The sequence below is a fragment of the Streptomyces sp. NPDC047315 genome, assembly GCF_040643215.1.
Lineage (GTDB): Bacteria > Actinomycetota > Actinomycetes > Streptomycetales > Streptomycetaceae > Streptomyces.
This window is the reverse complement of sequence record NZ_JBEYTZ010000026.1, coordinates 41,346-54,655: the sequence shown is the minus strand read 5'-3', so window position 1 is coordinate 54,655 and position 13,310 is coordinate 41,346. Positions and strand designations below refer to the sequence as shown.

At 70.7% G+C, this 13,310-nt stretch carries 11 protein-coding genes; all 11 read right to left on the bottom strand.

Going from position 1 to position 13,310, the window contains the following annotated elements:
* The 11 genes from ABZ842_RS27290 to ABZ842_RS27240 all read right to left on the bottom strand — a co-directional run bounded on the left by ABZ842_RS27290 (position 1) and on the right by ABZ842_RS27240 (position 13,301).
* Complete coding sequence (locus ABZ842_RS27290; protein WP_361542032.1) at positions 1–2,553, bottom strand: hypothetical protein; 2,553 nt, start codon at positions 2,551–2,553, stop codon at positions 1–3.
* Between the two features lie 66 nt (positions 2,554–2,619).
* A complete protein-coding gene (locus ABZ842_RS27285) occupies positions 2,620–3,822 on the bottom strand; it encodes a hypothetical protein (RefSeq protein WP_361542029.1) in 1,203 nt (400 codons plus the stop codon).
* Positions 3,822–4,808, bottom strand: coding sequence for a hypothetical protein (locus ABZ842_RS27280; RefSeq protein ID WP_361542026.1), 987 nt, complete (start codon positions 4,806–4,808; stop codon positions 3,822–3,824). Before ABZ842_RS27280 ends, ABZ842_RS27285 begins: the two co-directional genes overlap by 1 nt.
* 78 nt (positions 4,809–4,886) lie before the next feature.
* Complete coding sequence (locus ABZ842_RS27275) at positions 4,887–5,825, bottom strand: hypothetical protein (RefSeq protein WP_361542023.1); 939 nt, start codon at positions 5,823–5,825, stop codon at positions 4,887–4,889.
* A complete protein-coding gene (locus tag ABZ842_RS27270; RefSeq protein WP_361542020.1) occupies positions 5,812–9,876 on the bottom strand; it encodes a hypothetical protein in 4,065 nt (1,354 codons plus the stop codon). The genes ABZ842_RS27275 and ABZ842_RS27270 overlap by 14 nt, the downstream gene beginning before the upstream one ends.
* Before the next feature lie 252 nt (positions 9,877–10,128).
* Positions 10,129–10,680, bottom strand: a complete 552-nt coding sequence (locus ABZ842_RS27265; protein ID WP_361542017.1) for a hypothetical protein — start codon at positions 10,678–10,680, stop codon at positions 10,129–10,131.
* Positions 10,681–10,801: 121 nt separating this feature from the next.
* Positions 10,802–11,632, bottom strand: a complete 831-nt coding sequence (locus ABZ842_RS27260) for an IPT/TIG domain-containing protein (RefSeq protein ID WP_361542015.1) — start codon at positions 11,630–11,632, stop codon at positions 10,802–10,804.
* Between the two features lie 73 nt (positions 11,633–11,705).
* Positions 11,706–12,131 carry a hypothetical protein gene (locus ABZ842_RS27255; protein WP_361542012.1) on the bottom strand — a complete coding sequence of 142 codons (426 nt, stop codon included), beginning with the start codon at positions 12,129–12,131 and terminating at the stop codon, positions 11,706–11,708.
* Positions 12,131–12,391: a hypothetical protein gene (locus ABZ842_RS27250; RefSeq protein WP_361542009.1), complete on the bottom strand. Its 261-nt coding sequence runs from the start codon at positions 12,389–12,391 to the stop codon at positions 12,131–12,133. Before ABZ842_RS27250 ends, ABZ842_RS27255 begins: the two co-directional genes overlap by 1 nt.
* A 40-nt stretch (positions 12,392–12,431) precedes the next feature.
* Positions 12,432–12,968, bottom strand: a complete 537-nt coding sequence (locus ABZ842_RS27245) for a hypothetical protein (RefSeq protein ID WP_361542006.1) — start codon at positions 12,966–12,968, stop codon at positions 12,432–12,434.
* On the bottom strand, positions 12,969–13,301 hold the full coding sequence (locus tag ABZ842_RS27240) for a hypothetical protein (RefSeq protein WP_361542003.1): 333 nt from the start codon (positions 13,299–13,301) through the stop codon (positions 12,969–12,971).
* Between the last annotated feature and the right edge of the window lie 9 nt (positions 13,302–13,310).

Here is a 13,310-nt window from a genome sequence, read left to right as displayed (position 1 = left end):
TTACTTGGTGTAGGTGACGCGGAGCTGCGGGGGGTTGGTCTGTCCGACGCCTCGGGCGATGCCGTAGTACGTGGAGCTGGTGCTGTTGGGGTCGAGCGCGATCCCCCGCCACGACGTGGAATCGAAAACAGGTGTGATATCAACCCATTTGCCCTCGTTGCGTTTCCACGAGATCGACTGCGACTCGGAGTCCGCGGCGAACGTGGCGGGGCGGGAGGTGGCCCTGTGCGCCTTGATGACGGCCCGGCCGCCGGCATTCGCGTGCCAGTGCTCGAAGTACAGGTACACCTCGGCCTTGAGGATGGTGGCGCCGGACAGGTCAGTGCCGAGCGCCGCGGGGAAGCCGATCATGGCGGCCTGCGTGCCGTTGGTGCTGCTGTAGTAGCCCTGGAAGCACCTGTTGCCGAAGTGGCTGTTGTAGGAGCCGCGGTTGGCGTAGGAGCCGGACCACGCGGCGGCGTACGTGCGGGTGTACTTCTGCACCGGAGGCGTGGTCGCGCCGCCGCCGGTGTTGTACGCGCCGGTCTCGGGGACGACGGGCCCGATGTCCTCCACGTACAGGGCTCCGCGGTGGCTCGCGCCGCCGAAGAGGCGCACGGTCTGCCCGGACGGCCCGCCGGCGTTCTTGAAGGTGAGGAGCATGCGGTGCTGGCCCGCGCCCCAGCGCTCGCCGCTGCGGACGTCCTCAAGCCGGACGCGCAGCGCCCCGGCGCCCGGCATGGGGTAGATCGCCGACTGGACCTGGGTGGACGAGATCAGGGGGGCGCTCGCCCCGCCGTCGCGCAGGGTCAACTGGACTTCGCCGCCGGCCAGGCTCGGGGACGCGTAGCAGTCGAAGACGGTGCGGTACATGCGGCCGACCTCGGCGACGAAGCCGAGTTCGACGAAGCCCATGTCGGCGCCGGCAGCGTTGGAGACGCTGCTGGACTGGTAGCCGATGGCGAGCAGGCCGCGCGGCAGTTCGTTCAGGTGCCCCGCCAGGGCCGTCCCGCCGACGGAGAGCGAGTCGGCGACGGTCAGGGTCTGGAAGTGCGCGCCGCCCTCCTGGTCGATGGTGGCCACGGGCACGCCGTCCGTGGACAGGGTCAGGTAGTTGGGGCGGCCCGTGACGAGGGACACGGCTTCGTCGCCGGCGTCGTCGTAGAGCATGAGGCCCACTGGCGACAGTTCGGCGCGGGCGCCGGCGATGCCGGAGGCGGTGACGATGCGGCACGAGGTGTTGTCGTACTGCACAGTGCCGGCGGACGAGTTGACCGTGGAGCAGGCGACGCGGAGCTGCACGGTGCCGGTGGGCGCCGCGGCGGTGGGGGCGCCGCTGAGCGTGGTCCACGTCCCCCGCACGGCCAGGTTGTCCCCGGTGGTGATCGTGCTGTACCCGAGGATCGCGCCGGCCGCGTCCAGCCACTGGGCGTAGAAGCTGATGCGGACCCCGTTCCAGTCGGCGGAGGCGAGGTAGTCCAGGGTCAGCCACACCTTCTGGCCGGGCACCGCGGGCAGGGTCGCCAGCGTCATGGACCGGGTGACGGCCGTACCGTTCACGGCGTTGACCTGGAGCGCGCGGGCGGTGCCGTTGCCCGGCGCGGCGATGGACCAGTAGCTGCTGCCGGCGACGCGCTGATCGGAGCCGGCGCCCTCGAAGGAGGGGTCGGCAATCACGTTGCCGTCGGTGCCGAGAGCGAGCCGATCGGCCGAGAGCGAGCCGGCCTTGATGTGGGTGGCGTCGATGATCCCTGCGGCGATCTTGGACGCGGTCACGCTGTTGACCGCCAGCTTGTCCGCCGTCACCGACAGCGCGGACAGCTTGTCCGTGGTGACCGCCAGGGCCGCGATCTTCTCCGCGGTGACCGCCAGGCCGACGATCTTCTCCGCGGTGATCGCGCCGGCGAGGATCTTCGGCGTGGTGATCGCGCCGTCCGTGATCGCGGTCGGCCCGACGGCGCCGAGAGCGATCTTCGCGGCGGTGACGGCGCTCGCGGCGAGCTTCGTCTCCGTCACGATGCCGTCGATGAGGTCCTGGCCGACGGCCTGCCGCGGCACGCCGGAAGTCGCGGCCGACGCCGGGCCGGCGATCGCCGCGGTGTTCGCCGCGACCAGCCGCACGTACACCGCGGCGTAGCCGTCGACGGCGACGGTGACGGTGCCGCCGAGCCGGGCGGTGATCGTGGCGGCGAGCGTGGCCACGGTCGGGGTGAAGTCGACGCTCGGGCCGACGTGGACCTGTATCAGGGAGAAGTCGCTGGGGGTGGTGTACGAGTCGTCCCACTGCCCGTCCCAGCCGATGAGGAGCCCGGCGAGCACCGGTTCGACCGTGGGCGCCGTCGGCGTCGGGGGCGCCGCGGTGCCGACGGGGACGAGGGCGACACCGCCGTCCGGCTGCACGCCGACGCTGCCCCGGAGGTTGCCCTCCTCGTCGTAGATGTCCAGCGCCCCGCCCTCGATCGACGTGTGCGCGGCCTGGGTCTCGCGTTCCAGCGCGTTCAGGCGCCGGCCGTAGTCCGCCAGGAGCTCCGCGATCCTCCGCGGCTCGCGCCGGTCATCGAGAAAGGTCGTCATGGCCGCGGATGGTGAACCCGGCGGCCCGCTAACGTCGCGTGCTACCCGCGGGCCTTCGCAGGGGCGTCAGTACACGAAGCTGTCGGACCGGCGCAGGCCGAGGAGGCAGGTGTCGTCGGCGGAGATCTCCTCGGAGACGATGCGGTGCCACACGTCGATCTTGCCCACCCACGGCAGGTCCACCTGGACGCGGATGTCGTCGCCGAGCTGCCAGGAGCCGAACTTGGCGTTGGGGTGGTTGATGACCTGGATCAGGGGGATCTGGAGGACCCCGGTGCGGCCCAGCAGTTCCCTCGTCGCGCGGCTCCTCAGCGCCACGACCCCCGTCAGGGACTTGTCGGTGACCGTCGCGACGCGGCGCAGGCGCCCCCGCTCGTACCGGTGGACCTGGTGGCGGGCCATCTTCCGGCCTTCGCCCTTGCCCAGGATCCGGAGCTCGTTCGCGTACTCATCGCCCATGCCCTCCGGGCGGGCGATGGCGGAGATGTTCTCGCCGTCCGCGAACCGCAGGTCGTCCCGCTTCCGGCCGATCCGCGGCTTCCCGAGGACGATCCGGCTGTCGATCGCGTTGCCCGACCCTGCCCAGGCGTGGGTCTCGATCCAGTCGAACGGGATGTCCCGCGCGAGTTGGTCGATGGCCTGCCCGCAGTCGGGGTTGTTCCACCAGGCCAACTCCCACGGATCGGAGCCGTTCTTCGCGCCGAGCACGTGGCCCAGGTGGTGGCTGTCGATGCGCAGGCCGATGTTGCCGTAGGGCCGGTTCTGAATGCGGTCCCAGATGTTGCGGAACGCGTCGTAGGTGTCGATGCGGGGCCCGGTGTACGGCTTCGGTGGGGGCGGCACCTTCTGCTTCGGCTTGCTGCCGTCGATGTAGCCGTCGTGGTTCTTGTCCTTGCCGGCGTACGGGTCGGGCGGGGTGATGAGCGCCCCGGAGATCATGTGCCCGTCGTACGGAGTGCCGTGCGCGTACGCGCTCAGCCCCTCGCACTGGATGGACGCCTTCGGCCCGTCGTACGCCGTCTTCGTGACGATGCCGCCCCACCGCAGGTGCCCGGCGACCTCCAGGAACAGCTTGGTGCCCCACTCCTGGATGATCGGCCGCCCATCCGGCCCGCGCAGGCGGGAGTACTCGGGCTCGATCGTGCCGTTCATCGCCCCGGGCCCGGACAGGTCCCGGCGCGGGTTCGACGACAGCGTGAGCGGCACCTCCCAGTCCAAGATCTCGCCGTCCAGCGCGCCCACCGCGATGAAGCGCCAACCCACCGCCATCAGAACGTGTCCTCACGGGGCGCCTCGACGAACTCGACGTCGAAGAACATGGTGGAGCCGGCGTCCGCGAGCAGGGTCCCCGTGTAGCCGGGCCGGCCGCTGCCCTCCAGCACCCCGTTCTGCACCGTGCCGCGGATCTGCTCCGGGATGCTGATCGCGCCTCCGCCGATGAAAGTGAAGCGCTGCGCCGTCCCGGCCCAGTCGCAGTCGAAGTTGGTGAGCGGCGTCGCCTGGGCCCCGAGGCGGGCGCGCAGGAAGCCGTAGGAGTTCGCGGGGTTCACCTGGGCGAGGCCGGCCCAGTGGGCGATGATCGTGGCGTGCGTGGCCCACGGCGGGATCTCGATCGGCCAGTTGCAGCCCTGCGGGAATTCTTCCCACGTCGGGTGCTTGATGTCGCCGACCTGGTCGCCGCCGGTGCGCAGGCCGTGCATGTACCGGACCTGGCGCTGCCGGCGGGGGTTCGCCATCTCCCGGAGGTCTTTGATCATGCCCTGCGTGATCGAGGAGGTGTTCGCCGGGATGTCGATGCGGGCGAGCGTGATCGCCGACTGGCTCGGGTTGATCTGGCGGACGCTGGTGGTGGTGGCCGGAACCCCGGAGATCACCCGCGTGTAGATGTACGGTCCGGTCTTCGGATCCGAGGGGGTCGGCCACGTCTCCCCGTACGAGTAAGGGTTCTCGATCCGGGCCACGATCAGGTCGCTGCGCGCGCTCGTGCTGGTGCCGGGGATCGCGATCGTGTCCAGGGTGGGAAGGCGTGCGGTGTACGCCTGGTAGGTGGCGCCCGGGGCCCGGTTGAGGATCGCGCAGGCCCCCGGCATGACCTGGATGGACGCGGCCGGCGAGGCGAGCGCCTGCACCTGAAGATCGGCGGACCCGATGGTGCCCTCATGGCCGCCGAACGCCGAGTAGGCGAGCACACGCGCCAGTTCCGAGCTGTGCTCGGCGCCGCCCTCGGTGAACCACGGCACGGAATCCCACGGCATAGCTTGTCCCTCCGCTGAGCTGATTGGCGTTCAGCGGCGGACTGTGCCCCGCGGGCGCGCCTTACGTCGCCCCCGGCCCTACAGGTACGCGTAGGCGTCGCGCCAGGCGACGGTCATGTACGCGCTGCCCGTCGGGTCCGTCCCGCGGAACACGAAGCTCTGCGGACCGACGGGGAGCCGCAGGCCCTCCAGCAGGGGCGAGTCCCGGGTGATCTTCCCGGCCACGCTCGCGCCGCCGCGGAGCACGGTCCGCGCCCACGGGCGGGGGTCGACGACGAGCCGCTCTCCGGGGGCGAGCGTGACATCCAGGGTGAGCCGCCACTTCCCGATGACCTCGCACGCCGGCCTGACGACCGGACCGTGGAACGTGATCACCGGCCACGTCGGCTTCGTCCCGCGCACGATCACGTCCCCGGGCACCTTGCTGGCCCCGGCGCCGACCATCGTCAGCGGGCTCGTCAGCGGCCCGACGAGCCCCCGCCGCGGCGCGGGGACCATGTCGACCCGCAGAGCCTGCTCGACGTCGTCGTACGCGGTGTCGTCCACGCACGCGAAGCTCGCCACGACCGGGGTGTAACCCTGCCGGGTCAACACGCTGGCCGCCGGCGCGCACTTGCGGGGCCGGCCGTAGAAGCGGCGGGCCCGACCTCCCTGCACGGTGCGCAGGACGGCCGGGGTGCCGAAGCGGCGGCGGACGGCTTCGGCGTCCCACGCCTGCACCATCGCCGAGACCGCGTCGAGGTTCGCGTCGTGGCGGCCAGCAGCGGTCGGCGCGGCATCGACAGCGTCGACGCCGACTTCGAACGTGATGCCCGCCCCGCCCTTCCAGTCCTGCCCGAACCGGGTGCCGTCCTCCCGGGGCATGGCCACGTCCCCGGTGTCGGTGTCGCCGTAGACGATGTCGGGCGGCTCCAGCAGGTAGTAGCCGCTCCGGATGCTGCCGAACGTGAAGTCCGCGCCCGGGTGGATCCCGTTGGCCGAGTACGACAGGTTCCACTCGCCCTCACCCACCGGCATGTGCGCCTCCTTGGTTGATCCGGCGCAGCTCGAACAGGGTCTCGCCGAGCGCCTCCGCCGGCCGCATGGGCGCGGCGGTCATGGTCAGGTTCAGGTCCCCGCCGACGAGCGCCGTACGGGCCGCCGATGGGGCGGCCGGCCGCGTGCGGGCGCCGGCGGCGCCGCGGCTGAGGGACCCGGCGCCGTTCGTGAACTGGCCCAGGGCCCGCTCCGGGTACACGACGGTCCCGCCGAAGTAGCGGGCCACCCAGTCGAGGATCGCCGCCGACCGCTTCCGCTTCTTCGGCGCGAGCGGGATGTACGCCTCTCCGGGCGCGGTTTCCGGCTCGGCCCACAGTCGCATCTCGCCCGCCTTGGCCACCTGTGCGATGTGCTGCTCCGCGCCGTTGGCGAACGCCTTCACGCGGCCGGCCATGCGGTGGATGCCGCCGTCGGCGAACTTCATGACACCGCCGTCGGCGAACTTCACGACGCCGCCGTTGGCCTTCGGCTCGACGTACGGCCTTCCCGTCGTTGTGTATCGGACGGTGACGGTGACGGTCTTGCCGGTGAGACGGTTGATCTCCCCTTGGATCGCCTGTACCTGGGCGATGGGTTCGCGATTCGGGGCGGTGATCCGGACCGTCTTGCCGCCCTTCCCGTCCACGGTCTCGATCTTGTACCCGAGGTCCTTCAGGGCGGCCTGCGCGGTCGCGGTCGGGGCCTTGATGTCGATCGACTTGCCCTTCGGCAGGCCCACGACCTGGTTCTGCACGCTCTGGAGGTCGCCCGCGGCCTGCTTGATGATCGCCTGCACGGTGACGTTCTTTTTGTTCGGCGCGTTGGCGATGTCGGTGGCCAGCGCGGCGATGTTGACCCGGGCGCCGCTCGTGGGCGCGGTGATCGTGACGTTCTTGCTACCGGGGATGGTCTGGACCTTGAACCCGAGCGCTTCGATCTGCTGCCGCGCGTCCGCGGTGGGCGCCGTGATCGTGATCTTCTTGCCCGGCTGGATGCCGGCGAGCTTGCCCTGGAGGCCGAGGATCTCGGCCGTGGCCGCGGGGATGCCCTGCGCGGTGATGAGGGTGGTGACGGTGCTCGGGATGAGCCCCATCTGATCCGCCAGGGCCTTCGCCGCGGGCGCGGGGATCCCGAGGTCCCTGGCGAGCGCGATCGCCTTCGCCCGCGCCTGCTCCATGGCCGTCTCGCTCGTCTTCAGCGCCTCGGACATGGGCATGAGGTTCTGCTCCGCGGACTCCTGGGCGCGCGTGGCGACCGCCAACATGGAGTCCCGTAGCTCCATGAGCTGGCTGTTCAGCGCCTGCCCGTTCCGGGTGGACGTGTCCACGAGCCCGTTGGACGCGACCAGGGCCTCACCCCACCCGTTGGCCTTGTCGGTGTTCGACTTCATGGTGTCGTCGATCTGGAGCATCACCGCGTTGAGCTGGGACTGGGCGGCGTGAAGGCTCTGGGTGTTGCCGTGCAGGGCGTCCAGCGCCCGCTTGAGGGAGTCGACCCGCTCGTCCGCGGACTTCGTCTTGTCGCTGAAGCCCTGCACGGCGGACTGGAGCCGGTCGTACGCGGTGGTGCCGGTGGTACCGGAGTTGTTGATGGCGTCGGAGAGTTCCTTGTGCTTCTTCTGGCTCTTCTCCAGTTCGCCTCTGACCGTGCTGATGGCTTCCTTGGCGCGGATCGCGGCGCGGCCTTCCTCGTCCCACGTCTGCACCGCGCCCTTGCCGGTGGTGAGCCACACCTGGTGCGCGTCGGCGGTCTCCTGGAGTTCCTGCTGCAGCTGTTCAAGGGACTTGCCCTGCCCGAGGTAGGAGTTCGTGAGGTCGCCGAGCCCGATACCGGCAGCACGGACCGCGTCGACGAGCTTCCCCTTGCCGTCCGCCAGCTTCGTGTCCTGGAGGAGCTGCGCGGCCTGCGCCCGAACGTTGGCGTCGATCGCGCCGCCCGACGCGGTGAGCGCGTCGGTGAGGGACCGCACGCGCTGCTGATGCGCCTGGGTGGCACGGGCGGCCTTCTCCTGCCGCGAGGCGAGTAGGCCGAGCCCGATCGTGACGCCGATGAGGGCGACGCCGAGGGGCCCGCCGAGCGCGGAGGTGATGCCGCCGATCGCGGTCATCGCGGTCCGGTTCGCGGCGCCCATCCCACGCATGGCGCCCGTGAACCGGTTCCCCTCCTGCGCCGCGGTACGGTACGCGCCCCCCATCCGCTGCCACAGCGTCGCCTGCGGCCCCAGCACCCCGGGCCCGAGCGAGCCCGTCATCGTGGAGCCCAGGTTGCGCGCCGACGTGCCAGCAGCAGCGACCGAGGTGCCGAACCCGCGGACCAAGCCGGCGACGGCACCGATGACCTTGAGGGCGAGCAGCACTCCGAGGAAGGTGGCCAGGGCCATGTTCGCCCCGGGCACCACGGACATGATCGCGTTGAAGGCGTGCAAGAAGCCGTTGAAAGCCATCATGACCACGGCGAGCCCGGAGCCGGCCTCCGCCACGCTCCCGATCGCCGTAGCGATGTTCGAGATCACGGAGATAACTGCGGGACCGACGGATTGCCCGAGCGCGTTGAAGAACGTGCCGAGGGCGGGCATCAGCTCGACCCTGATCTGCCGGACCAGATCGGTGATCCCGCCGTCCTTCATCGCCCGCCCAAGCCCCCGCATCAGGTCCCCGAAAAGGAGGTTGACCTCGTGGAACGCGGGCGCGGCGTCGGAGAAGAACTGCTTCATCGCCTTCTGCCCGCGGCCGGAGTTCGCCCAGCGCTCGAACCGCAGCATGCTGCCCTCGAGGCCGTTGAGGAGGGCGTTCCCGGTGTCCATCGCGGCGCGGCCGATGCCGCCGAGACCACGGATGGCGCTGCCGCTGGCCCGTCCGAGCTGGGCTGCTTTGTCGCCGGCGTGTTCAAGGAACCTGGCGAGGCTCCCTGTCTCCCGACCGGCCTTCACGGAGGCCCGCACCCACTGCGTCAGCCGTTCCCCGCCGCGGGCGACGCGCTCGACGAACGGGCCGCTGGCCACGAGGAAGTCGCCCGTCGCCGCGCCGAGGTTGGCCAGACCGTCCGCCATGTGCCCGACGACGCGCGAGTTCGTCGACGCGACCGTCTTGAAGTCCTTACGGAACGGGCCGGTCTGCATCGCCTTGGCGCCGCGCTCCGCGAGGCTGCCCATCTGGGCGGCGGAGTCCCCGAGAGCGCTCTCCAGGAGCGGGAGAACGGACTTCGCCAGTGGCTTGACGTCGTCAGCGACCTTGGAGAAGAACCTTTCGCTGACCGACTTGCGGACCTTGCTCCACGCCCCGTCCAGCGACGTCACCGACTCGACCACCTTGCGGGCCGACGGCGACAGCTTGTCCAACGCCTCCTTCAGCTTCTTCTGCTGCGCCTCGGTCAGCTTCCCTTCCGTGGCGAGCATCTGCTGCGCTGCGGCGGACTGCTTCAGCGCCTCGCCGAAGCCGCTGAACGCGACCCGCGTCCCGATCGCCGCGGTGCCTCCCGCGGCGATCAGCCCGGGGATCGCGCCCAGGACACCGACGGCGGGCGCTGCTGCGGAGACGAGGGCGGTCAAGCCGGCGGCGTACTGGCCGATGAGGGCGACCGCGGGCTGTGCGAGGGCGACGATCGCGCCGATGCCGAGCATCCGCAGGCCACGTCCGCGGCCGGGCAACCGGAGTTGCACCGGGACGTTGACCGGGTTCCGGTTGGCCTCGCCCTGGGCGCCGGCGATCAGGCCCTGAAGACTGCCGAGGAGACTGCTGCGGTTGCCGTCGCCGTCCGCGCGGACAGGAAGCCGGAGGTTGGCAGCATCGACACGACGCTGAAGAGCAGCGAGTCCGCTGCGGAACCGCTCGTCGTCGATCTCGACTTTGATCTTTGCGGAGACGCCCTTGGACGCCTCCTTGACGACGTTCTTCAGCCGCCGCCGCAGGCCCTTGGCGTCGATTTCCACCTTGATCTTGGCGGCCAGGCCCTCTGCGGCCGTCTCGACTTCCGTGCGGAGCTTCGCGGCGAAGCCTGCAAGGTCGGCGATGACCGGCACATCAAGTCGGCCGGCTTGCAGGCCCTCACCCACTGCGGATCATTCCTCTCTGCATGGCGGCGTTGAGCATCTGGCGGTGGCCGCCTGTGCGGGGTGTCCGCGGTTGCGGCGCGGTGCCGGAGCGCGTCGGGCGGACGATGGTCGTTGGCTCTTCACGTCGCCGATCGGCGGCGAGGAGCCCGATCTCCTCGACGGCCAGCGCCATGAGCTCGCAGGCCCTGGTCCAGCCCCCGAGGGGGGCGGAGCGGACCCGGGAGTCGTCGGGTAGGCCGTCGATCAGGGAGATCAGCCGTCGAAGTCCGAGGAATCCGGGTTGTCCGGGACGAAGCCAGGCACGCCGGGCGTCGATGTGGTGGAAGCGGGAGAGGTCGGATTCGACGTCGCCCCAGCGTTCGTGGAGGAGTCGTCCGACCGAAAGAGCTTTCCCAGCTCAACCCCGTAAATCTTGGCGAGGCTGGTCGTCAGCCTGATGTACAGGGGGACGGAGGGCCGGGAGGCGATGAAGGCCGCGAAGTTGTCCTCGTCGAGCAGCTTGGAGTAGGTCTCCTCGACGGCGTCCATGAACTGGAGCGGCAGCGTGGGCCGTCGGAAGATGGCCTTGATGATGTCGTTGATCCCGGCGTCGCTGTCGCTGGCGTTGGCCGCGTCGAGGATGTCGCCGAGCAGCGCCACCAGGCCGAGTTCCGGAGCGAGGAGGGGGCGGAGGGCGTCGGCCGGGAGCTCCGCCGGGAAGTACAGGTCGAGGTCGGCGGAGACCCGTACGGCGATGCCGTGCGGGTACTGCACCTCGCGGGCAGCGGGGTCCGTCTCCGTCAGGTCGATGGCGTAGGTGGACATGGTGGGTGTGCCTCTCGGGTAGCTGGGTGCCTGGTGTGGCGGAGGGGGAAGGTGGCAGAGCTGCGGAGCTTGTGTCGCGTGGCGTGGGCCGCCCGTCCGCTGGGGCGGCCCACGGGCCCGATCAGGCGTAGGTGAAGCCGCCGGTCTTGGTGACGTTGCCGCCCGCGGAGACGAGCACGACGTCCTTGGCTCCGGTCGTCCCGGCCGGGGTGATGACCGACAGTCCGGTGTCGGTCATGAGGGTCAGGCCGGTGCCCGGTGTGCTGCCGAAGTTCACGGCGGTGACGCCGAGCAGGTTGGTACCGGCGATCGTCACGGCGGTGCCGCCCGCGGCCGGCCCGGTCGACGGCGTCACCGTGGTGATCGTCGGGGCCGGAGGCTGGAACGCCGGGTCGTCGGTGAGGACGTACCAAGCGTCTGTGTCGTCGCCTCCCTGGACGGCCAGACGCAGCGGCAGCAAGCTCGACTGGGTCTTGGCAAGGTCCTTGGAGACGCCCTCCATCTGCATGGCGCGGGGGATGACGTAGCGGTAGTGCTTGCCCCCGTCGATGACCTCCAGGCACGCGGCGATCTCCGAGCGGCCACCGATACGGGGCGGGGCAAACCGGTACTGCTGCGCGCCGCCGCCGGGCGCCGTGACGGTGGTGATGCTGCCGCCGCCGTACACGGCCTTGAAGTTCCGGCCGGACCACTGCTGTAGGTCGACCTCGATGGTCGAGGCGTCGGACGTCTGGAAGATGCGGGTCGGGTGGTAGGACTGCGCGGAACGGACTTCCTCGAAGTTGGGTTCCGAGTTGAACTTCAAGCTGTCATCGGTGAACAAGCCGACCGTGTACCAGCCCTCAGGCATGGGCGTGGTGGCGTCTGCGGGAGCCACGGTTCCGACGGGGGCCAGCCACGCGCGGGTGAGCTGAGGGATGAGGATCTGATTGCTGTTGTTCTCGCCGGCCATGGCGGGCCTCTCCTTGATGTCCGGTACTGGGGCGCGGACACCGTGGAGGACAGGGACGGTTAGCGTCGCGTCGTCACGGGTGGAGGGTGACGGACAGGTTCATGACCCACCGGGGCTGGCCGTCGACGAGGGGACTCCACAGCAGCAGGCCGGACGGCATGATGCCGCTGACGACCGGTCGCCCGGGGACGTGGGGCGCCTCCACAAGTTCCTGGGCGGCCAGGGCGCAGCGCAGCAGGATCCGTCGGAGTTCCGCTTTGCCCGGCCAGCCGCCCGGGTCGCCGTACGCCTCCAGCGTCACCTCCGGCGCGATGGCCCAGCGCAGGTCCCGCAGGTCGCCGCCGGGTCCGTGGTCGATGCGGAGGTGAGGCCAGGGCGCCTCCAAGATCCCGGACACTCGGCCGGGGCCGCCGAGTGCGTCGGCGACCACCAGGTGCTGTTGCAGCCAGGCGAGGAGTACGGAGACCGGATCCGCGTCCGCCAGCGTCGGTTCGCTCATCAGGTGGTGTAGCCCTGGATGCGCAGGCTGTCGGCGTAGTCCTGGGAGACCAGGAGCTCGGTCCCCGGCGCGTAGTTGGTGCCGTCGATCGTCAGGTGGTGAGCGAGTCGTACGGTCACCGGGGCGATGTGGGGGCGGAGCGCGGGGCCCACCGGCTGCGCCGCGGAGCGCTCCGCCGGGGCGGGGAAGGTCACGGGGCCGGAGTCGGTCGGCTCTTCCGCCGCGGGGGTGCTGGTCTTCTTGGTGGTGTTGGTAGCCATGACCGGCACTGTGGGGGGCGCGGCGGCTTGTGTCGCGTCGTCAGCGGCGGGCCGCGACTGCGGCGGCAGCGCGGGACATGAAGAAGGTGCCGTCGGCGCGGAGGTTGCCGGGGTAGACAGTGCCGACTTCGGCTTCGACGACCAGCGGCGCCTGCACGGAGACGGTGACCGTCACCCGCTTCCCGGCGACGACCGGCGGCCCGGTGTTGATGTGCCGGGCGATGCCCTGCGGGTCCTTGTGCGCGGAGCAGCGGCAGTTCTTGAGGTTGGCGACAGCGCGGGAGGATCTGTCGCCCGGCTTCAGCATGTAGGTGTGGGCGCCGACGCCGCGGTGCTCGATGTCCCACTGCATGGAGTCGAGCTTGAAGCGCAGGTTCTCCGGGATTTCCTGTCCGTTGGCCTCCACGTGGGTGGGCCGGACACGGTCGTCGCCGACGGTCACCCACCGCTTGGTGGGCGGGGCGAAGCGCTTGGCCTCGATCTCGACTTGGCGCGCGATGCGCTGCACGGCGGGCGCCAGCATGCGCGCGAGCTGCTCCTCAAGGCCGCGCGCCGGAGTGAACTTGGCCTTCGCCATCTACGGGACCTCGGGAGGGTTGAGGGTGGCGGCGCCCTGGACGTAGTCGACGTCCGGGCAGCCGGGCACGGCGTGCAAGCGGCTGCTGGTGAGCGTCCAGGACCGGCCGGCGCCGTCGGAGACGGTGTCGCCTTCCTTGACCGGCCATGCCTGCGGGTCGAGCCGCACGGTCCATGACCCGTCGGGCTGCTCCAGGACGGCCCCGGGCCAGGTCCCGCGCGGGGTCGGCTTCTGGCCCGGGTTCGGTGGTACGGGAACGCCGTTCGCGTCGCGCGCCCAGGGGTGGGCGAGCACGTACACGGTGAGCATGGCGTTCGGCAGCACAACAGCCACAGCGAGCGG

Excerpts from the sequence above, each read along its gene's own strand:
- ABZ842_RS27275 (WP_361542023.1), bottom strand. The coding sequence starts at position 5,825 with ATGCCGGTGGGTGAGGGCGAGTGGAACCTGTCGTACTCGGCCAACGGG.
- ABZ842_RS27265 (WP_361542017.1), bottom strand. The coding sequence starts at position 10,680 with ATGTCCACCTACGCCATCGACCTGACGGAGACGGACCCCGCTGCCCGC.
- ABZ842_RS27255 (WP_361542012.1), bottom strand. The coding sequence starts at position 12,131 with ATGAGCGAACCGACGCTGGCGGACGCGGATCCGGTCTCCGTACTCCTC.
- ABZ842_RS27245 (WP_361542006.1), bottom strand. The coding sequence starts at position 12,968 with ATGGCGAAGGCCAAGTTCACTCCGGCGCGCGGCCTTGAGGAGCAGCTC.
- ABZ842_RS27285 (WP_361542029.1), bottom strand. The coding sequence starts at position 3,822 with ATGGCGGTGGGTTGGCGCTTCATCGCGGTGGGCGCGCTGGACGGCGAG.
- ABZ842_RS27290 (WP_361542032.1), bottom strand. The coding sequence starts at position 2,553 with ATGACGACCTTTCTCGATGACCGGCGCGAGCCGCGGAGGATCGCGGAG.
- ABZ842_RS27280 (WP_361542026.1), bottom strand. The coding sequence starts at position 4,808 with ATGCCGTGGGATTCCGTGCCGTGGTTCACCGAGGGCGGCGCCGAGCAC.
- ABZ842_RS27250 (WP_361542009.1), bottom strand. The coding sequence starts at position 12,391 with ATGGCTACCAACACCACCAAGAAGACCAGCACCCCCGCGGCGGAAGAG.
- ABZ842_RS27260 (WP_361542015.1), bottom strand. The coding sequence starts at position 11,632 with ATGGCCGGCGAGAACAACAGCAATCAGATCCTCATCCCTCAGCTCACC.